The 20981-nt window shown below is 60.5% G+C and carries 17 protein-coding genes; 4 read left to right on the forward strand and 13 right to left on the reverse strand.

The window, feature by feature from the left end; genetic code table 11:
- Positions 1 to 12: 12 nt before the first annotated feature.
- Positions 13 to 639 carry an OmpW family outer membrane protein gene (locus RM463_RS04600; RefSeq protein WP_311429172.1) on the reverse strand — a complete coding sequence of 209 codons (627 nt, stop codon included), beginning with the start codon at positions 637 to 639 and terminating at the stop codon, positions 13 to 15.
- 206 nt (positions 640 to 845) lie between these two features.
- Between RM463_RS04600 and RM463_RS04605 the strand changes: the two genes are divergently transcribed.
- Positions 846 to 1145: a hypothetical protein gene (locus RM463_RS04605; protein ID WP_311429173.1), complete on the forward strand. Its 300-nt coding sequence runs from the start codon at positions 846 to 848 to the stop codon at positions 1143 to 1145.
- A 123-nt stretch (positions 1146 to 1268) separates the two neighbouring features.
- On the opposite strand, the gene RM463_RS04610 is transcribed toward RM463_RS04605, so the two are convergent.
- The 7 genes from RM463_RS04610 to RM463_RS04640 form a co-directional block, all read right to left on the reverse strand.
- Complete coding sequence (locus RM463_RS04610) at positions 1269 to 1901, reverse strand: OmpW family outer membrane protein (RefSeq protein ID WP_311429174.1); 633 nt, start codon at positions 1899 to 1901, stop codon at positions 1269 to 1271.
- Positions 1902 to 2133: 232 nt separating this feature from the next.
- Entirely contained in the window at positions 2134 to 5802 is a 3669-nt protein-coding gene (gene putA, locus RM463_RS04615) for a bifunctional proline dehydrogenase/L-glutamate gamma-semialdehyde dehydrogenase PutA (RefSeq protein WP_311429175.1), read from the reverse strand.
- A gap of 76 nt (positions 5803 to 5878) precedes the next feature.
- Complete coding sequence (gene putP / locus RM463_RS04620; protein WP_311429176.1) at positions 5879 to 7369, reverse strand: sodium/proline symporter PutP; 1491 nt, start codon at positions 7367 to 7369, stop codon at positions 5879 to 5881.
- A 352-nt stretch (positions 7370 to 7721) separates the two neighbouring features.
- On the reverse strand, positions 7722 to 8489 hold the full coding sequence (locus RM463_RS04625) for an AraC family transcriptional regulator (protein ID WP_311429177.1): 768 nt from the start codon (positions 8487 to 8489) through the stop codon (positions 7722 to 7724).
- 58 nt (positions 8490 to 8547) lie between these two features.
- On the reverse strand, positions 8548 to 8922 hold the full coding sequence (locus RM463_RS04630) for a hypothetical protein (protein WP_311429586.1): 375 nt from the start codon (positions 8920 to 8922) through the stop codon (positions 8548 to 8550).
- A 273-nt stretch (positions 8923 to 9195) separates the two neighbouring features.
- Positions 9196 to 9738 (reverse strand): MarR family winged helix-turn-helix transcriptional regulator, encoded by a 543-nt coding sequence (locus RM463_RS04635; RefSeq protein ID WP_311429178.1) that lies wholly within the window; start codon positions 9736 to 9738, stop codon positions 9196 to 9198.
- A gap of 14 nt (positions 9739 to 9752) precedes the next feature.
- Positions 9753 to 9938, reverse strand: coding sequence for a hypothetical protein (locus tag RM463_RS04640; protein ID WP_311429179.1), 186 nt, complete (start codon positions 9936 to 9938; stop codon positions 9753 to 9755).
- A gap of 199 nt (positions 9939 to 10137) precedes the next feature.
- Here RM463_RS04640 and RM463_RS04645 point away from each other — a divergent pair, with 199 nt between their 5' ends.
- Genes RM463_RS04645 through RM463_RS04655 form a run of 3 tightly spaced genes read left to right on the forward strand, consistent with a single transcriptional unit; the run spans position 10138 to position 16225 of the window.
- Positions 10138 to 11709, forward strand: a complete 1572-nt coding sequence (locus RM463_RS04645; RefSeq protein ID WP_311429180.1) for a class I SAM-dependent DNA methyltransferase — start codon at positions 10138 to 10140, stop codon at positions 11707 to 11709.
- The gene (locus tag RM463_RS04650; protein WP_311429181.1) at positions 11709 to 12980 is read left to right on the forward strand and encodes a restriction endonuclease subunit S; all 1272 of its coding nucleotides are present in this window, start codon (positions 11709 to 11711) and stop codon (positions 12978 to 12980) included. The genes RM463_RS04645 and RM463_RS04650 overlap by 1 nt, the downstream gene beginning before the upstream one ends.
- Entirely contained in the window at positions 12977 to 16225 is a 3249-nt protein-coding gene (locus RM463_RS04655) for a type I restriction endonuclease subunit R (RefSeq protein WP_311429182.1), read from the forward strand. The genes RM463_RS04650 and RM463_RS04655 overlap by 4 nt, the downstream gene beginning before the upstream one ends.
- Positions 16226 to 16760: 535 nt before the next feature.
- Here RM463_RS04655 and RM463_RS04660 read toward each other — a convergent pair.
- The 5 genes from RM463_RS04660 to rnhA form a co-directional block, all read right to left on the reverse strand.
- On the reverse strand, positions 16761 to 17333 hold the full coding sequence (locus RM463_RS04660) for a recombinase family protein (RefSeq protein ID WP_311429183.1): 573 nt from the start codon (positions 17331 to 17333) through the stop codon (positions 16761 to 16763).
- 111 nt (positions 17334 to 17444) lie between these two features.
- Positions 17445 to 17909 (reverse strand): Bro-N domain-containing protein, encoded by a 465-nt coding sequence (locus RM463_RS04665; protein ID WP_311429184.1) that lies wholly within the window; start codon positions 17907 to 17909, stop codon positions 17445 to 17447.
- A 95-nt stretch (positions 17910 to 18004) separates the two neighbouring features.
- Positions 18005 to 18340, reverse strand: a complete 336-nt coding sequence (locus tag RM463_RS04670) for a KilA-N domain-containing protein (protein WP_311429185.1) — start codon at positions 18338 to 18340, stop codon at positions 18005 to 18007.
- Positions 18341 to 18829: 489 nt separating this feature from the next.
- Complete coding sequence (locus RM463_RS04675) at positions 18830 to 19405, reverse strand: BRO family protein (RefSeq protein WP_311429186.1); 576 nt, start codon at positions 19403 to 19405, stop codon at positions 18830 to 18832.
- Positions 19402 to 19932 carry a ribonuclease HI gene (gene rnhA, locus RM463_RS04680; protein ID WP_311429187.1) on the reverse strand — a complete coding sequence of 177 codons (531 nt, stop codon included), beginning with the start codon at positions 19930 to 19932 and terminating at the stop codon, positions 19402 to 19404. Before rnhA ends, RM463_RS04675 begins: the two co-directional genes overlap by 4 nt.
- Positions 19933 to 20981 lie beyond the last annotated feature (1049 nt).

Genomic DNA, 20981 nt, shown 5'->3' on the forward strand with positions numbered 1-20981 from the left:
CGTGAGGTGGAATCAGAAGCGGTAGCTGACGGCCCCCATCACGACCCAAGGGTCGATGTTAACGGTACCGATATCGTCACCATCAAGCTTGGCATCGGTATCGATGTCGAGGTACCAGGCGGCGCCATTGAGCGCCCAGTGATCGTCGATCAACAGGTCGACACCCAACTGGCCGGCGGCACCCCAGGAGTCGTCCAGCTCCAGGTCACCTAGATCGCTCTTCTCGTTGGAGAAGCGGGTGTAGTTGACGCCCACGCCGATATAGGGCTGTACATAGGCGTCGGTGCCGCCCAGCGGATAGTACTGCAGGGTCAGGGTCGGCGGCAGGTGCTTGGTGGAAGCCAGGTTCGCCCCGTTCAGCTCGATGTCGTGCTTGAAGGGCAGAGCCGCCAACAGCTCCATGCCCAGCTTGTCGGTAAAGCGATACCCCAGGGTAAAGGCAAAATCGGTCTCGTCTTGGACGTCCGCTTTAACGGCACCATTGACTAGGCTTCCGTTATCGCTCTTGGGCGCGACCTTGGCCACGCCGAGACGGGTGAAGAAGTCACCGGCCCCATAGGCGAGGGCCTGGCTGCTGGCGGTAACGGCAGCGGCGGCGACGCTCGCCGCAATCAGGATTGAGAGGGGGCTCTTGCGCATGCTTCGGCTCCTGGTGGCTGGCCTTCTGCGGCGGGGTGCCGCATCGGATGTCATGTTCATGTTAACGAGCCGTTAGGCGCAGCATGTTGACCCAGCGCAAGGTTTTTTACCCGGGGTGGCAGAGTGTCGCAGCCCTTCCGGAGCGTCTTCAGGGTCGCCAGAACGAGGGGAATCGTCTTCACTGAAGTCAGTGGATAGAGACGGGGGTGGCCATGTGGCGTGAGGAGTCGCGATACGATCGGGAGATGGCGCTGGCGGCTCTGCTGCTGGCGGCGGGGCTGGCGGTGTGGCTGCTGCTGCGCCCGGAGCTGATCACTGGCCTGCCGCTTGCGGGGCGCCTGCCATTGATACTGCTGGGTATCTGGGCGCTGGGTGCGGCCTTCCTGCGCCCCTATCGGGTGTTGCCCAGCCGCGGCTGGCCGCACCGGATGCTGACGCCCCCCTGGAGCCTGCTGGCTCTGGGGCTGTTTGCCTTGCTGGTGATGGGGCTGGCCCTCTCAGGATAGTGGCGCCTGGTAAGTGAAAGGACAGCAATCCGAATCTGGCCGCTCATGGGGTGCCTGACCGCCAGGCGCTTATGCGGCAGGGCCCGCCAGTGGCGGGCCCTGTTGTGTCTGGGGTGGGGATGGTCAGAAGTGGTAGCTGATGCCACCCATGACCAGTATCGGGTCGAGCTCGACCTTGCCGATGTCATTCCCATCCAGGCTGGCGTCGGAATCGATATCCATATACCAGACTGCGCCGCTAAGGGCCCAGCGGTCGTCGATCAGCAGATCTACCCCCAGCTGGCCGGCTGCCCCCCAGGAGTCATCTAGTTCAAGCTTTGCGCTGGAGCCGTCGAGCTTCTCGTCGGAGAAGGTCGTGTAGTTGACGCCTACACCGACATAGGGCTGGACATAGGCGTCGGTGCCCCCCAGCGGATAGTACTGTACGGCCAGGGTCGGGGGGAGATGATCTGTCGAACTGGTAGCGGCACCACCAGCAAGTGTGAAGTCATGGTCGAAGGACTCCGAGGCCAGCAGTTCGACGCCCAGCTTGTCGGTAAAGCGGTAGCCCAGGGCAAAGGCGAAGGCGCTGTCATCCTGCACATCAGTTTCCAGCACGCCCAGCGCTGTATCCAGCGAACCGTTATCGCTCTTGGGCGCAAACTTGGCCACGCCGAGGCGGGCGAAGAAGTCGCCGGCACCGTAGGCGAAGACCTGGGTGCTGGCGGTGAAGGCAACGCTCGTCGCGATCAGGATGGTGAGTGTTCTCTTGTACATGGTTTTGGCTCCTGCAAGCGTTGGCGCGGTGGGACACCGCCACCGAGCATTCATTTTAGATGCATGCCGCAGATTTTGCGTTGTTTCAACGTTGGGTCTGACGCGCAGGGCGAAAATAGGCGATGGCACACCCGCAGAAACGTGCAGGCCGCCCGAGGGCGGCCTGTTGGTGGGAAGGGGCAGGCGAAGGCCTGCATGCTGCGGATGGGCTGAGGGGGGGCTCTCCCGCGTTCTACTCGGCCGTGGCCAGCAGGCTGGCGTTGCCGCCGGCGGCGGTGGTGTCGATGCAGAGGTGGCGCTCCACCACGTAGCGCTCCGGCGCGATGGTCTGGGTCTCCAGCGGCACGATGGCTCCGTCGCGCTCGGTGAGTGCCCGGCGCAGCTCTCGGGTCCAGTCGCTGCTGCCGGCGGCGGCCACCGCCACGAAGCCCTCGACCGCGGTCAGCGTATCTGCCGAGACGCGGCCGTCGATCCCGGTGACCGGCGCCCCGGCCCGCTCGAGGGGCTGTACGGCCTCGACCGCGCCCGGTGCGACGACCAGCGCCGGGCAGCCGGCACCGAGCGCCTGCACCGCCTGGGCGACGGCGATATCCAGCGTCGGACCGAGACAGAGCACCGGCCCCTTGGGATACATCGCCAGCCGGTTGCTCTCTCCGGTCGGTCCCGGCAGCGACTGCGGCGTCATGTCCAGAGACGCCGCCTCGGCCAGCGCCTTGCGGATCACGCCGCGCTGGCCGGAGAGCGCCCGGCGCAGCACCTCGACCCGGTCGGGGCGCGCCGCCCAGTTGCGCGGGTCGAGGCCGTCGAGGGCCGACTGCAGATCGCCGATCGACACGGTGTCCCCCGTCGGCGCCTCGTGACGCTCGACCTCGGCGGTACGGCGAAAGCGGGTGACGTAGAGCGGCCCGCCGGCCTTGGGTCCGGTGCCCGAGAGTCCCTCACCCCCGAAGGGCTGGGAGCCGACGATGGCGCCGATCTGGTTGCGGTTGACGTAGACGTTGCCGACATGGATCCGCTCGACGATCTGCTGTACGCGATCGTCGATGCGGGTGTGCAGGCCGAAGGTCAGCCCATACCCCTTGGCGTTGATCGCATCGACCACCTCGTCGATCTCCCGCGCCTTGAAGGTGGCCACATGCAGCACCGGCCCGAAGATCTCACGCTCGAGATCACCGATGCCGTCGACCTCGACCACTGCCGGGGTGACGAAGGTGCCCTCCTCCGGGGCGGGCAGCGTCTTCAGCAGCTTGCCGGCCTTGCGCTGGGCTTCCACGTAGGCGGTGATATCGGCCTGGGCCTCTGCATTGATCACTGGCGAGACATCGGTGTCGGTGTTCCAGGGGTCGCCGATCACCAGCGCGTCCATGGCGCCGTCGAGCATGGTCAACAGACGCTCGCGTGCCTCCTCCTGGACATAGAGCATGCGCAGCGCCGAGCAGCGCTGGCCGGCCGACTGGAAGGAGGAGATCAGGATGTCGCGCACCGCCTGCTCGGTCAGCGCGCTGGAGTCCACGATCATGGCGTTGAGTCCGCCGGTCTCGGCGATCAGCACCGCATCGGGCCCGGCGTTCTGGGCGAGTGCCTTGTGGATGATCTGTGCCACCTCGGTGGAGCCGGTGAAGCAGACGCCGGCGATGCGCGAATCGCTGGTCAAGGGGCCACCCACCGTCGGCCCATCGCCGGGCAGCAGCTGCAGCGCCGCCTCGGGCAGGCCGGCCTCGCGCATCAACTCGACGGCCCGGGCGGCGATCAGTGGCGTCTGCTCGGCGGGCTTGGCGAGTACGGCGTTGCCGGCCCCCAGCGCGGCCGCGACCTGGCCGGTAAAGATCGCCAGCGGGAAGTTCCACGGACTGATGCAGACGAAGAGACCGCGGGCGCTGCCGGGCTCCTCGGCCTCGAGGCGCTCGCTCTCGTTGGCGTAGTAGCGCAGGAAGTCCACCGCCTCGCGCACCTCGGCGATGCCGTCGAACATCATCTTGCCGGCCTCGCGGGTGCAGATCACGGTCAGCTCGGCGATGTGCTCCTCGTAGAGATCGGCGGTCCGGCGCAGCACCTCGGCGCGCTCCGCCGCCGGCCGCGCCGACCAGTCGCGGTAGCCATCCTCGGCGGCGTCCAGCGCGGCGGCCACCTCTTCCTCGGTCGCCTCGTGGACCTGGCCGACCACCCGGGAGGTGTCGGCGGGGGAGAGCATGTCACGCGCCTTGCCCTGGGGCGCCGGGCCGCCGGCGAGCATCGGACCGGCGGTCCAGGTGGTATCGGCGAAGGACTCGCGGGCCTCGATCAGCGGCAGGATCGAGGCCGGCTCGTTGATCCGGTAGCCCCGGGAGTTCTTGCGCTCGGGGGCGAACAGCTCGCCGGGCTGGCGGATCGACGGGCTGGCGATGGCGCCGCCCAGGCGCTGCATCTCGGCCACCGGATCCTTGGAGACCTCGCTCGGCGGGATGGTGTCATCCACCACCTGATTGACGAACGAGGAGTTCGCCCCGTTCTCCAGCAGGCGGCGCACCAGGTAGGCCAGCAGGTCGCGGTGCGCGCCGACCGGGGCATAGATGCGGCAGTGGGTGCCCTCCGACTGCTTGACGATATGGTGCAGCGACTCGCCCATGCCGTGCAGGCGCTGGAACTCGTAGCTCTCCTTGTCGCCGCCCGCCATGGCGATGATAGCCGCGCAGGTATGGGCGTTGTGGGTCGCGAACTGCGGATAGATGCGATCGCGCCGGTCGAGCAGCATCTGCGCGCAGGCCATGTAGCTGACGTCGGTGTTGACCTTGCGGGTGAAGACCGGGAAGGTCTCGACGCCCATCTCCTGGGCCAGCTTGATCTCGGTGTCCCAGTAAGCCCCCTTCACCAGCCGCACCATGATCCTGCGGTCGAAGCGCTCGGCCATCTCGTGAAGAGCCTCGATCACTGGTGCGGCGCGGCGCCCATAGGCCTGAACCACCACCCCGAAGCCGTCCCAGCCGTCGAGCTCCGGGTCGTCGAGCAGCGCCTCGATGACGTCCAGCGACAGATCCAGGCGGTCCTGCTCCTCGGCATCGATGTTGAAACCGATGTTGGCCTTGGCCGCCTGCTTCACCAGCTCCTGGGCCCGGGGCACCAGGACTCTCATCACGGTATCGCGGTGTGTGTATTCGTAGCGAGGATGCAGCGCCGAGAGCTTCACCGAGATGCCGGGGCTTGAGCGCACGTCGCCCTTGGCCTGCTTGGCGATTGCCTCGATCGCCGTGGCGTAGGCCTGGTGATAGCGCAGGGCGTCGTCATCGGTGCGCGCCGCCTCGCCCAGCATGTCGTAGGAGTAGGTGTAGCCCTGCTTCTCGAGCTCCCGGGCATTCTTCATGCCCTCCTCGATGGTCTGGCCGAGCACGAACTGGCGGCCGAGAATCTTCATCGACTGAGCCACCGCGGTGCGTACCACCGGTTCGCCCATGCGGCGCACCAGGCCGCGCAGCGCGCGCACCGGGCCCTTGGGATCGTCTTCGAGTACCTTGCCGGTCAACATCAGCGCCCAGGTCGAGGCGTTGACCATCGACGAGGAGGACTTGCCCAGGTGCGCGCCCCAGTCGGAGGGCTCGATCTTGTCGTGGATCAGGTCGTCGATGGTCTCCGCATCGGGCACGCGCAGCAGCGCCTCGGCCAGGCACATCAGGCCGACGCCCTCGGCGGTGGAGAGTCCGTATTCGGCCAGGAACGACTCCATCATGCTCGGCGAGGTTTCCTTGCGCACCCGCGCCACGTAGTTGGCGCCGGCCTCGGCGATACGGCGGCGCTCCTCTTCGGAAAGACGCAGCTGCTGCTCCACCAGTCCCTTCAGCACGCTGGCTTCATCGATCGAATAGTGGTCGCGGATGCGCGCGCGGAGGACGTTCTCGACCCCCTGAGGACCCGGGGTGGCGTGATTCATGGTTGATCTCTCCTGCTAATGGCCCCGGTCGCGGGGCCACGTGGTGTTGCTGGTTTCGGCGCCCTTGGGCACCGAATTACCGCTCGATATGCTGATACTCGCCGGCATCGGCGGTGGCGAGGCTCACCGCCATGATGGCCACCCAGGCGGCGATGAAGCCGGGGATGATCTCGTAGACGCCGGGCCCGCCCATGAAGGAGCCGTTCCAGCCCAGCGAGATCCAGATCATGACGGTCGCGGCCCCTGTCACCATGCCGGCGATGGCGCCGGCGCCGTTGGTGCGCCGCCACATCAACGAGAGGATGATCAGCGGGCCGAAGGCCGAGCCGAAGCCTGCCCAGGCGTTGCTGACCAGCCCCAGTACCTGGGAGTCGGGGTTGGAGGCGATGATCACGGCGACGATGCCCACCAGCACCACGCAGAGGCGACCGATCGTCACCGTCTCCTTGTCGGATGCCTGCTTGCGCAGGAAGAGCCGGTAGAAGTCCTCGGTCAGCGATGAGGAGGAGACCAGCAGCTGGCTGGAGATGGTGCTCATGATCGCCGCGAGCAGCGCGGCATAGAGGAAGCCGGTGATCAGCGGATGAAACAGCAGATCGGCGAGGATGATGAAGATGGTCTCCGGGTCCTCGACATCCATATCGTTGCGCACGGCGTAGGCCCGGCCGAAGATGCCCAGCGACACGGCGCCGATCAGCGAGATGGCCATCCAGGACATGCCGATGTTACGCGCTATCGGGACCTCCTTGAGGCTGCGGATGGCCATGAAGCGCACGATGATGTGCGGCTGACCGAAGTAGCCCAGCCCCCAGGTCACCGCCGACAGCCAGCCGATGACCGTCAGCCCCTCGGTCCAGGTCAGCAGGGTGGGGTCTACCTCGTTGAGCGTCTGTGAGGCCTGGGAGTAGCCGCCGCCGCCTTCGCCGAAGAGTACCACCGCCGGCATGATCACCAGCGCCAGCATCATGATGCAGCCCTGCACGAAGTCGGTCAGGCTGACGGCCAGAAAGCCGCCGATGACGGTGTAGGCCAGCACGATGCCCAGAGTGATGACGACTCCCGCTGCATAGTCGCTCAAACCGCCGAAGTTGAATATGCCGGCGAAGGCGCTCTCGAACAGCTTGCCGCCCGCGACCAGGCCGGAGGCGGTGTAGACGGCGAAGAAAACGACGATGACGATGGCCGACACCGTCCTCAGCGACAGGGCGCGGGTCGGAAACCGGTTGGCCAGGAACTCGGGGATGGTGATCGCGTTGCCGTAGTGGACGGTCTGCTCACGCAGACGGGGGGCGACCAGGGTCCAGTTGAAGAAGGCGCCCACCAGCAGGCCGATGCCGATCCAGGCCGAGCCGAGCCCCGACACGAACAGCGCCCCGGGCAGCCCCAGCAGCAACCAGCCGCTCATGTCCGAGGCGCCGGCGGATAGCGCGGCCACCTTGGGACTCAGGCCGCGTCCGCCCAGCATATAATCTTCGGACGACGAGGTGGCCTTCTGCATCGCATAAACGCCGATGGCGATCATGAGTACGAAGTAGCCTATTAGGCTGATCCATACACCAGTTTCCATGAAAACTCTCCAGTTCATCAGGGCGGAGCCTGGCTCCGCGTCGTTGATGCCTGTGCCGAGGGGTCGGCAATCGGGCACCGCTTTCTTGGCTTTTTTATCTCGATGGCACTATGCCGGGGCTCTTGGGGTATTGCGGCGATTCGTTTTCTGGGTGGCCTCCTTCGATGAGTGCGGTATTCGGTACCGGAGCGCCTTCTGCACTGCGCCGGCGCCATGCGGGCGAGGTTGTTGCAGCCTGGCCTTACCCTGACTGTAGGTGCTTGGCGCCGGTGATGCTTGTGGATTCCGCGGGAGTTGTTGCAAAAAACGCGTGACTTGTACGACGATAGCGTTAGATAGGTAGACTTTAGTCTTAGTTTGTGGTGAGGGCAGTTTGCCTCAGGAGGCTCGGCGGTTGGCCATAGCTCTCGCGACAGGCGCGGGAGAGGGCGCTCTGGCTGCTGAACCCCGTCAGTTCCGCTATCTCGGTCAGCGATAGGTGAGTGTCATCGAGCAGCCGGCGGGCGGCCTCGAGACGACGGCGTCGCACGTATTGCCAGGGCGTGAGTCCGGTCTGCTGGCGGAAGCAGTGTCGGAAGTGGGCCTCGCTGAGACAGGCCACCCGGGCGAGGTCGGCGACGCTGAGGCGGTGTGCCAGATGTGCCTCGATGAAACGCTCTAGGCGCATCATATCGAGCCTGGGAGGGGAGGCTGGCGCCTCGCAGGCCAGGCGGGCGTGTAGGCAGCCCAGCAGCGTTGCGGCGAGACGGTCCCCCTGGTGAGCATCGGGTGGCGAGTGTTCCAGCTCCAGCAGCAGGAATGCCATGTAGCGCTTGAGTGGGTCATCCAGGGTAAAGAAGCGCGGGGCATCGAAGAGGCGTGCGAGCTCTCGCTGGGGGCCGGTGAGGGCGGCGGATCGTGTCGGCAGGTCAAGGATGAGCTGGCGGTTGTCGCCGGTACCTGCGTAGTAGTGCACATGGTTGGCCGGCACGATGCAGCCGGAAAGCGCCGAGATGGCGCCGCCGAGTCCCTCGATCTCGAATTCCGCCTGGCCCTGCAGGCCGATCACGACCTGATGGTAGTCGTGAGCATGATGTCGCGTGGCGGTATCGAGGGGGATCTGGCGGATCATGCTGGACATGGCGGTCTCCCTCCGCACAGCGGGCGAAGCACTATCCTACCCCGTGCGGCAGAATGTCTCATTTCACGCTGCGTTGACGCTCGCGCAGTGCCTGACGGCGCGCCAGGTGGGCGCGTAGTGCTTCGAGCTCGTCATGCCCCTTTTCGTCCAGCAGCGGCTTGCCCCTCGCGGCGCGGCCGTGGTTGCCGTGTTCGTCCATCAGGCGCTGGGCCCGACGGCGCGCGCCATCCAGATAGTCGTCGTGGCGGATTGGGTACCCCATGATGGCGTTCCACTCGCTCTCGTCGACACGGCTTTCCAGCGCTTGGTCGAACAATGTCAGCAGTCGCTCGGGGTCGGTACGAAAGCGTGGAGTGCCGGAGAGCAGCAGCAGGCCGACCATGCCGCCGAAGATCAGCAGGCAGACGACAAAGACCAGCAGGTAGAGGGCCATGGCAAGCTCAGGCGTGGCAGCAGTATGGGTGCGAAGGCACGGAGGGGAGTAGAACCTGGAGCGGGTGAAGGGAATCAGCATTCAACCGCATATTTCCTTTTAAATCAGTGGCTTGCAGATATTGGGGTAGCCATCTGTAGGCCTTGGTGTAGCCATTTCTGTTGCCACCAAACAGGGGTCATCATAAGCATCCACGCGGGGTCATTCAAGGCGAAAAAGAAAGGGGAGAGCACCACTCGTGCTCCCCGCCTCTCGTCGCGCTGTTATCGCAGGTTACGGTGTTGATGCAACAGCCCCTCCTTCGAGAGACCTTGTGGCCACGTCCATTGACTCGTCCTCAATCAGTTCCTCCAGGCCCAGTGCCAACTCCGTGGCTGCCTCCGCTTCACTGGTGATCTCCATACTCTTCTCGCGCAACTCCCGCACCTGTCGCAAGACCTCCTGAGAGTAGGGCAGGGTGGTGCCGAGTACATCGGCCAGCTTAGCGGCCAGTTCCCTGCCCTGGTCCGTCAGCTCGATGATGTGGCGGCGACTTTCGTGTGGGTCGGGCAACGATTCGACCAGGCCCAACCCGGGGTTCCCTCTGTGGTGCTTGTCCGAGAGCAGCCCGATGTGCCGTGAGCAGGAGGATTGTGTGAGCCCCGCCTTGGAGATCAGCCTCGGAGTGGGGATCTGCGGTTCGGTGGCCACGATCAGGAAGGTGTGGGCAGCCTGTATGGTCAAAAGCTCGGGTGATACCTCCCTGAGCATCTTGATGCATCGGGCCAGACGCCTCAGCGCCGACTTGTCGTAGGTGTGGGATGCAGGTGCGTCCATGGTCTCATCCTTCCTCAGCGTTCTCGTTGCTCTTGCCGGGGCGGGAGCGGCAGCCGGTTCATGTGCAGACCGAGAGAGTTCCAGGCCAGCTCGCCCACCTGGGGGATGCGAAAGTAGAGATCGCCAAGGTAAAGATTGATGATCAAGCCTCCGACTCGCAGCCCTACGCCCCACAGGCCTATGGTGATCGTCACCATCATTCCGTCCTCCTCCGCGTTTAGTGACAGGAGAAGGTATAGCAGACCTTTTTCCCAATATAACGTGAGTAATATCAATGTCTTATATGCATGGGTGGGTAGCTTGTGGCGTGTCGTGTCATGCATCTGCATGGGGCAGTGTAGTAAGCTGGCAAAAGGTAACTACTCTGAAGAACACTGCAACACGAATCGGAGCAAGTCCTTGGTCAATGGAGATGTAGGGAAGCGGCTGTGGGCTGCAGCTGACCAGTTATGGGCCAACACCGGCCTCAAGCCCGCCGAGTTCTCGACCCCTGTGCTGGGCCTGATCTTCCTGAAGTACGCCGATAAGAAGTACTCCTCTGTAGAAGACGAAATTGGTGAGATCGGCTCAATCAAGAAGGGGAGTCAGCGTAAAAGGGTCAGCAAGGACGACTACCTGGCTGAGGGGGTGATCTTCCTCCCCGAGACCGCTCGCTTCTCGCACCTGCTGTCGCTCACCGATAGTGAAAATATCGGACGGGCCATCAACGATGCCATGAAGGCCATCGAAGATGAGAACCCTGACCTTAAGGGTGCCCTTCCACGTACCTACACACGCCTGGAGAACTGGGTGCTGCAGGAACTGCTCAAGCAGCTCGCTCCGGTGGACCTATCGGGAGACGCCTTCGGCAAGGTCTATGAGTACTTCCTCGGCAACTTCGCCCTGAAGGAAGGCCAGAAGGGCGGCGTCTTCTACACCCCCGAGTCCATCGTCAAGCTGATCGTCGAGATCATAGAGCCCTACCACGGACGCATCTTCGACCCGGCCTGTGGATCGGGAGGCATGTTCGTCCACTCGGCGGACTTCGTGGAGCGTCACCACAAGACGGCCATGGACGAGATCTCGATCTTCGGCACCGAGAAGGATCAGACCACCGTCAACCTCAACAAGATGAACCTTGCGGTGCATGGCCTCTCCGGTGATGTGCGCGTGTCGAATACCTACTATGAGGATCCTCACCATTCGGTCTACAAAAACGGTGAGGGCTTCTTCGACTTCGTGATGGCCAATCCCCCGTTCAACGTCTCGGGGGTGGATAAGGAGCGCCTGGAGGGCGACCCACGCTTCCCCTTCGGGATGCCTAGAACTGACAATGCCAACTACCTCTGGATTCAGCTCTTCTACGCCTCGCTCAAGCCGACCGGTCGGGCTGGCTTCGTCATGGCCAACTCAGCGGGAGATGCCCGAGGCAGCGAGCAGACGATACGCCAGAAGCTGATCGAGTCTGGTGCCGTCGATGTGATCGTCTCGGTGGGGCCGAACTTCTTCTATACCGTCACGCTGCCCTGCACCCTGTGGTTCTTCGACCGGGCCAAGAGCGAGACCGAGCGTGGCGACAAGGTGCTTTTCGTCGACGCCCGTCACATCTACCGCCAGGTCGACCGGGCACACCGCGACTGGCTACCGGAGCAGATCGAGTTCCTGGCCAACATTGTGCGGCTCTATCGTGGCGAAGCCGTGGAGCTAGATCAGGGTAGTGAAGCGTTGCTTGCCGAGAAGGGGCTGAGCGAGGGCTATGCCGATGTGCCTGGGCTCTGTAAGTTGGCGACTCGGGAGGAAATCGAGGCGCAGGGTTGGTCGCTGAATCCTGGGCGTTATGTCGGGGCGGCTGCGAGAGAAGCTGAGGATGTGGACTTTACGGAGCGACTAGAAGAGCTGGCTGAGGAGCTGGAGGTGCTGAACGCGGAGGCGAGGGAACTGGAGGAAAGCATTTCCGCTAATGTTACGGAGTTACTAGAGGGGTCATCATAATGCTGTTTGATCCACCGGAGAGTTGGCGCAAGGTTCAACTTGAAGAGGTGTGTGACCGAATTACCGTTGGTCATGTTGGGTCAATGGCGGATAAGTATGTAGATGATGGTATTCCGTTCTTGCGCTCCCAAAATATCACTCCTTTCAAGATTGACCTTGGTTCCGTAAAGTACATTGGCGAAGAGTTTAATAGCAAGCTAAAGAAGTCCGCTCTTAGGCCGGGCGATGTCGCCGTAGTAAGGACGGGGTATCCAGGCACTGCAGCAGTAATACCGCCTTCACTCCCGATATCCAATTGTGCCGACCTTGTAGTCATAACCCCTTCAGAAGATCTGGACCCTTGGTTTTTATCGTGCCTGTTCAATTCTATATGGGGCAAAGGGGCGGTCGCAGGGAATTTGGTCGGGGTAGCTCAGCAGCACTTCAATGTCAGTGCTGCTAAAAACCTTACGATTTATTTGCTCCCGTTAGTCACGCAGCGCCGTATTGCCGCCGCCCTCTCCGCCTACGACGACCTCATCGAGAACAACACGCGCCGCATCGAGATCCTGGAAGAGATGGCCAGGCGGCTATACGAGGAGTGGTTCGTCCACTTCCGCTTTCCTGGGAATGAGGGTGTGAGTTTCAAGGAAAGTGAGCTTGGGAAGATTCCTGAAGGGTGGAGGATTCAAGAGCTTGGTGACGTATATCAAATTAACCCAGAAGCTATCAAGCCGAAGTCTGCTCCCGATGAGATCCATTACATTGACATAGCGTCCGTATCGCCCGGCCAGATCGATAAAGCTGAGACGATGCAGTTCGCCAACGCGCCAGGAAGAGCAAGGCGAATCGTCAGATCTGGTGATGTTCTCTGGTCTTGTGTCAGGCCTAATCGCCGCTCATGCGCAATGGTCGTTGAACCAAGAGAAAATACTGTTGCTTCGACTGGCTTTGCTGTGCTGAGAGCCCGGAGTGTCTCCAAGCACTACCTGTACCAGCATGTCCGGGCTGATCAATTCGTTAGCTACTTGGTCAACCGAGCTACCGGAGCAGCTTACCCTGCTGTGAAGGCTGCTGACTTCAAAGAGGCGAAGATCATAGTGCCGCAGAGAGACATCCTCTCTGATTTTGATAAAGCAGTCGCGCCGATGAGAAGCCTGATTCACAGGTTGGATCGAAAGAACGCTAACCTCCGCGCCCAACGCGACCTGCTCCTGCCCAAGCTGGTCTCCGGTGAGATCGACGTATCCGATATTCCCATGCCCAACGACAAGGAGGTCGAAGCCGCATGACTCCCCCGCCATCCCCCGCTTATGCCTATTCCGAGGATGCCCTGGTCGAGCAGCCCGCTATCGAGCTGTTCGCTGATCTGGGCTGGGACACCGCCAATCTCTACGGAGAATGGACGGGTACGTTATCGAGCGAGGGACGGCAGACACAGCAGGATGTGGTGCTGGTGCCCCGGTTGCGCGTGGCCTTGGAGAAGCTCAACCCCGAGCTGCCCGCTGATGCCTTGGAGAAGGCCATCGAGGAGCTGACCCGCGACCGCTCCAAGCTGCTGCCGGTGAACGCCAACTTGGAGGTCTACCGGCTGCTCAAGGATGGCGTAAAGGTCGAGATTTCTGACGATTATGGTGGCACCGCTATCGAGACGGTGCGAGTAATCGACTGGAGCCAGCCCGAGGAGAACGACTTCCTGCTGACCTCGCAGCTCTGGGTACGGGGTGAGCTGCATACACGGCGCACCGATCTGGTCGGCTTCGTTAACGGCTTGCCGCTGTTGTTTGTGGAACTAAAGACCAGCCACAAGACCCTCAAGTCCGCTTATGACGGCAACCTGACGGACTACCGTTCGGTCATCCCCCAGCTATTCACCTACAACGCGGCAGTTATGCTCTCCAATGGGTCCGAGACCCTGGTGGGTAGTACCTTCTCCCCGTGGGAACACCTCTTCGAGTGGAAGCGAATCAACGACGAGGGGGAACGAGGCGTAGTCTCACTGGAGACCGCGATCCGGGGCATCGCCGAGCCAACCCGTCTGCTGGATATCGTGGAGAACTTCACGGTGTTCGAGGAGGTTCAGGGCGGCACCATCAAGAAGATCGCCAAGAACCACCAGTACCTCGGGGTGAACAAAGCCATCGCCGAGCTGCAGCGGATCAAGGATCGACCTGCCGGTGAAGCCGGTAGGCTGGGAGTCTTCTGGCATACCCAGGGCTCGGGCAAGTCGCTCTCCATGGTGTTCTTCACTCAGAAGATCCACCGCACGATCCCCGGCAACTGGACCTTCGTGATCGTCACCGACCGCAACGAGCTGGACGAGCAGATCTACAAGACCTTTGCCGCCACGGGTGCAGTCAACGAGGTTGAGGCCCATGCCGAGAGTGGTGCCCACCTCAAGCAGCTCCTCACCGAGGACCATCGCTACGTCTTCACGCTGATCCAGAAGTTCAGCACCAAGAAGGGAGAGACCTACCCCAAGCTCTCCGACCGCCAGGACATCATCGTTATCACCGACGAGGCCCATCGCTCCCAGTACGACACCTTGGCGATGAACATGCGGACGGCTCTGCCTCATGCCGCTTTTCTGGGGTTCACCGGGACACCGCTGATGGCCGGTGAAGAGAAAACCAAGGAGGTCTTCGGTGACTACATCTCGGTCTACGACTTCGGGCAGTCCATCGCCGATGGGGCCACGGTGCCGCTCTACTACGAGAACCGTATCCCCGAGCTGCAGCTGATCAACGAGAATCTCAACGAAGATCTCACTCGGCTGCTGGAAGATGCCGAACTGGATGCTGATCAGGAGAAGAAGGTCGAGCGGGTCTTCGCCCGTGAGTATCACCTGATCACCCGTGATGACCGTCTGGAAGCCATTGCCGAGGATCTGGTACAGCACTTCGTCGGCAGGGGGCATCAGGGCAAGGCGATGATGGTCTGCATCGACAAGGCCACCGCTGTGCGGATGTACAACAAGGTTCAGGCCCACTGGCAGGACTACCTGGCACAACTACGGGCAGACCTGGCATCGGCTCCCAAGGATCAACAGGAGAGGCTGAAGCACAAGGTCGCGGTACTGGAGACGACCGACATGGCAGTGGTGGTCTCCCAGGGTCAGAACGAGGTGAAGGAGCTGGCGGACAAAGGGCTCGATATCCTACCCCACCGCAAGCGCATGGTAGAAGACGACCTCGATGAGAGGTTCAAAGATCCTGACGACCCGCTTCGGCTGGTGTTCGTCTGTGCCATGTGGATCACCGGCTTCGATGTACCCTCCTGCTCGACCATTTACCTCGACAAACCAATGAAGAACCACACCCTGATGCAGACCATTTCCAGGGCCAACCGCAAGTATCCCGGCAAGGAAGCGGGCCTGATCGTGGACTATGCAGGGGTCTTCAGGAAGCTACAGGAAGCGCTGGCCATCTATGGTGGTGCAGCCCCTTCCAAGGTCGGTGAGTCCCCGGCTGGCTACGGTGATCAACCGCCACAAGACGGTAGCAGCCCGATCCAGCAGAAGGCTGAGCTGGTGGAGTACCTCAAGCACCTGATTGCTCATACCCTGGCATTCATGCGAGAAAAAGGCGTGGATGCTGAGGCTATCAAGTCAATAGATGGGTTTGCCAAGATAGCCTTGATCAAGGATGCAGCTGGGAAACTAGGAGCTGCTGTTGAAGAAATGCTCGAGAATCAGGAAACCAAGAAGAAGTTCTTGGGCATGGCGCGAGCTACCTCCCGAGTCTATCGAGCCATCCTTCCCGATCCTTCAGCCAACGAGCTGGCTCCCGATGCAGTGCTGATCTCTGTATTGGCCCAGAAGATCAAGGCACTGGAGCCCGATGTCGATATCTCCCAGGTGATGAAGGATGTAGACGACCTGCTCGATCAGTCGGTGGCTCCAGTTCCCTACGTCATCGACGACGAGGATGACAAGCCACTCTTCGATCTCAGCCAGATCGACTTCGAGAAGCTCAAGGAGCGGTTCAACAGAGGTAAGAAGCGCACCGAGTCCGAGAAGCTAAGGGCTCTGCTGAACCAGAAACTGGAGAGCATGGTAGCCAAGAACCCCAGCCGCTCCGACTTCATGGAGAAGCTCCAGAAGCTGATCGAGAAGTACAACTCCGGCAGCATGAACATAGAGGCATTCTTCCAGCAGCTCATGGAGTTCACCGAGGAGCTTCAGGAAGAAGACCAGCGGGCAATCCGTGAGGGGCTCACCGAAGAGGAGCTGGCGCTGTTCGATATCATCACCAAGCCAGCACCGGAGATGACCGACAAGGAAGTGGCCCAGGTGAAGGCCATGTGCCGGGAACTGCTGGTGACTCTCAAGGAGGAGAAGCTGGTGCTGGACTGGCGGAAGAAGTCCCAGGCCAAGGGTGATGTTCGCCGTACCCTGGAGATCGTCTTCGACCGTGGGCTACCGGAGAGCTTCGATGAGACGGTCTACAACGAGAAGTGTGAAGAGGCCTTCCACCACCTAATGACCAGCTACTACGGTGGTGGGCAGAGCGTGTACTCATCACATCATCATCATTGATTGAGCCACTTTTCTGGTGACTGGTATCATCACAGCTTGTGTTCATTGTGATGTTCGGTGTTAGGTAAGAATGCGCGTACTAATCGCTTCCACTCTCCTGGCTACCCTGGCTATCTCGGGGTGTTCGACCACCTCAACCATGAATGGGATCATGCAGTCTTGGGAAGGGGCTCATCTGGATCAAGTGGTGTCCCAATGGGGCTACCCTGATGCCGAGAGAGAGTTCAATGGCAACACGCTCTACCTCTGGAGGCACAACAAGTCTGCTTACATACCATCGACCACTACGACAACGGGCAGCGTCTCATCGTTCGGCTCCTTTAGCTCTACCTCAACGACGACCGGTGGATACATGATACAGGGATCATGTGATCGGATTCTTGAGGTCGATGATGAAACGAACCGTGTTGTCTCTTGGAACTGGCAAGGTAACAACTGCCCGTTCATGGAGGCCATGGAATATAGCGACTGGAGGAAAAAATAATCGCCTCATCAAAAATCGACGCTTATTAAAAATATCGACAATTTGGAAAAATTAAGAGGCCGCCTTCAGGGTACGACAAGCCCTCTTCACCGACGCCGTTGAGATCCCGAAGTGATCCGCTGTGGCCTTGATGCTGGCGCTGTTCTCCTGACGCCACTGGGCCACGGCGGCATCATCGATCACCTTCTCACGCCCCAGGCTCTTCCCCTCAGCCTTGGCCCGCGCGATCCCGGCCATCTGCCGCGCCTTGATGTTGGAACGCTCCAGCTCCGCCATGGCTGCCAGCATGGTCAACATGGCCTTGCCCATAGGAGTGGACAGGTCGAACCCCTCACGGATGGACACTACTGCAACACCCTTGGTCTTCAGCTTCTCGACCGTCTCCAGCACGTCGATGGTATCCCGGCCCAGGCGGTCGATGGCATAGACCACTACGGTATCGCCTTCCCTGACGTAGCCCAGGAGCTGTCCGAATCCCTTCCTGTCCTTGGCCTTGATAGCCCCCGAGGTCGCCTCGTCGCTGAACCACTTGCTCACCTTGTAGCGATTCTCGATGGTGTGACGCTGGGCGTTGATGGTCTGCTCGTCGGTGCTGACACGGGTGTAGGCGATGATCGCGGTCACGTTTTGGATCTCCCCTTGATTGGCTCACTATCTATGGATCAGAATATAGGGAGTGGCTCATAGCTTGTCAACGGCAATGATCCATCTTTCAGGGAGGCTCTCCAGCATGGCTCACAGGGTGTACCTTTTGAGCCATCCAGTGGTCATATCCATGCGACGGCTCGCGTTGGCACCGATGAGATGGAGGATTAACTCCTCCTTGAACATCTCGCCAGTGACGGCCTTCTCCTCGCCCATCACATAGCCACCGTCCTTGCGGATGGCCGGGAGGACGACCTTGGTCACCCAGTCTTGGAAGGCACGGGCCTCGGGCTTGTCGCTCCGCATGACCAGCTTGTAGAGGCCGGACTCGGAGATACAGAGAGAGGGGCGTCCGGTTTTACCTGTCTGGCAGGTAATAGTCTCTTCATCACTAACCACGGTGCGGATGTTGTTGACGTTGACGGTGCCGTTAGCGCGGAGCGCGTAGCCTAGCGCCTTGCAGACATCCGCAGCCACGAACCAGGGCTCACCCTCGCGTTCCACCACACGGACAGGCAGGGCGTTGAAGTCGAAGGTAGTCAGTTGGTTGCTCATTACTTGGTCTCCCCGGTTTCACTCTCGATCAGCTTGTAGAGACCGGACTCGGAGATGATGACCACGGGCTTTCCGTGGGAGATACCCAAGTAGGTTCAACCCACATAGGTCTTTTGGGTAGCGAGACCTAAAGTAATCCGATTAACGGTGAACTTCGGGTCAAGCCAGCGGGCGAAGAACACGGCCAACTTCGAGTGGCCCCATGTGCCGACATGAGGTAGGAGGCCGGAGCCCCGCTTCACATCTACCAAATCCTTATCCGGGATAATCCCATACAAGGCGTCTAAATACTCAGAGGTAGACGGAAGGCGCAGGAACTCGTTGACGTTCTTACCAATAGCCTTCGCGGCCTTGGTCATGTTGAAGTAGCCATCCTCGCGGAAGGTGAAGACGAAGCCGTTGTACTCGCGGTAGATCAGTTGGTTGCTCATCACTTGGTCTTCCCTTCAATCAGCTTGCGGAGGTTGTTGGCGATGTTCTTGGCGGCCTGAGCCTCGGCGGTCAGGTCGAAGTTCTGCTGGTGAAGATCGGTGATGAGCTAGGAGTACATGGATGAGGTGAGAGGAAAGAGGGCAGGGCTGAAAGTTAGACGTTGCGGTGGGGGTAACGGGGGGAGTGAGCGTCGACGTACCAGTAACATACCGCCTCAGATTTTTGCGGTGAAAATTTCTGGAGTACGACTGTTCGACTCCCCCCAAGGAGCACTAATGGATTACCCCTCCAATGGCTTAGCTCCTTATGAACGAACCTTCAATGTACGCTTGGATTCGCTCATTGGCTGTGACCCCTTGGCGCTCGACAGGCTTCATCGTCTGGCTACGTTTTCGGACTTTCACTTCAGGTGTGATCTGCTTGCGGACACGGGGTAGGGCAGTGACTACTTGTCTGTACTCCCATGATTTTCCTTCCACTGAGGGCTCCTAATCAGTAGTAATCGCACTCATGCCATATCGTGTCAGAGCCTCAACAAGAGAGCGAGGCAAGTCAAAGTCGAGAGCTATCGAGTCCACAGCTAGCTGGTACCGCCGCTCATGTTCGTGAGGCTTGCTGAAAGCCAGCCAGTGGAGGTGTTCTGTTCTTCGGTCGAACTCCCTGAGTGCCGGTAATGCTTTGTCGCGGATGTTCTCAGCCAGAGCATCTAATAGTTCAGCTCTGATCTTCTGCTGTCCTTCGAGGTACACCCCACGTTTGCGAATAGAAGGTAGCATCTCAGATACGACCCACTCCTCAAATCTCTCGGCAGCCGGGAGCTTGGAGCTGAAGATGAGTCGGTAAACATCCCTCTCAGCAATGACTGCCATCTCTTGCACACCTCTCAATGTAAGGATACCCCGTTTCAGGGTACCCTTGCAGTGGCGTGAGATTGCATTCTCTGGCTTGGCGTATCCGAGAACTGTGGCCACATCACGGCCAACGAACCAGGGGTCGCCGTCGATCAGTACGGAGCGGACAGGGTTACCCTCGAAGATGAATGACAGGGTTGGTGCAGTGTTCATGCCTCTGCCACCTTCTTCTTTCCAGTCAGCTCTTTCAGGCTGAACCGGTAGTCTCCCTCCTTGCGGTACTGACTTACGGTCTGGCCACGGGAAGCGGCAACCGCGAGACGGTCAGCAAGCTCATTCTGTGGATGTCCGCTATGTCCTTTAACCCACCGAATCTCGACCTCGTGGCGTTCCAGCAACTGGTCGATCTCTCTCCAGAGATCCACGTTTTCCACGGGCTTGTTCTTGGCTCTCCGCCAGCCCCTGCGCTTCCAGTCGTGTCTCCAGGTCTTGCAGCCATTTCGGGCGTAGGCGCTGTCGGTATAGAGCACCACCTTGGCGCATTCAGCATTGATGGCTTTCAAGCCCTCAAGGATGGCGGTGAGTTCCATCCGGTTATTGGTGGAAGGGGTCTCGTGGCCGCTGATACGGAGCTGCTTACCTGATGCCTCAAGAACTGCAGCCCATCCACCAGAAGCAAACTCTGAGCCGTTGTTCGGACAGGCTCCATCGGTGTAGATGGTTATGGAAGGTATCGTCATGCATACGTCCTCATTCTCGAAAGCGACTGGCTCCCTCTCAGGCAGACGTACCAGTGAGCGGACGCATACCGCCTACCTGACCAGTCGCCTTCGAGGATGTCACTGGGTTTGATTAGAAGATTGACTTGAAGTCAGCCTGGGAGTGGCTGACAGAAGCTATGGGGATCTGACAGGGAATCACCGACAACGGGGGTCATCACCATCATCACAATCCGTGTCAGAATCTGTGTCGGTGGGTCATCAAGTGAACTTGTGGTAGTCACTGTTGGGTGAGCTGATGGTGTGTCCACAAGATGACTTGATGTAGGTCTATTAGACCAGTCTTGTTATAGATTATTACCAATGATGATAATGGATAGGTAGATATCTTATAGATAACTATTAGTTCTATAAGACCCACCTTTAGGTGGGGCTTCGCCCCCTCTACATCCACCACCCGATCTCATGTCAGGTGTAGCCGACCTCGACGTAGTGCCCCCTCAATTCAACTACGCCAGTCTTGTCCGGTTCACGTCTGCCCCAACTGCCACCTTGGTGGTCGTCGTCATCTCTTCGGTGTGGATGGCAACGAGCACGGCGCGTTCATACAGCTCATGCCGGAAGCTCAAAGGATGTAGGCCTCAAGGATGCACCACAGCGTTCAGCGAGGATTCGCTTCACCGCAGCAGGTGTCCCTCTGGTGAGGTCTTGCGGGAAAGTGGCGCGTGTCATGAACGCCGCTCTTCCTCCATAACTGTCACCTAATTGGAACGTCGCCGATCTTGCTGGGATCTTGCAAGAGCCACGCTCCTGGCTGTGAGCCCCAGTAGTCCTCGGGAGTCCCCAGAACAGCCCAACCCCGTGAGAGTCATCCTGCTACTGCACGGGGGCAAATGGCGCTGTTCTCCATAACTGTCCCCGAATCGATTTCGCCCGGAGAGGCTCCCTGAGCGGCGATCCGGCCATCATGAGGGGGGATGGGTGGGGGAGAGGTGTTATCTCGCCTCAGAGAGACTCCTCTGGCGATCTCGTGGACTTTGATGGGATGTGCTAGCCATAGGCTGCGCGTG

The sequence above is a fragment of the Halomonas sp. LES1 genome (genome assembly GCF_031846005.1).
Classification (GTDB): domain Bacteria; phylum Pseudomonadota; class Gammaproteobacteria; order Pseudomonadales; family Halomonadaceae; genus Halomonas.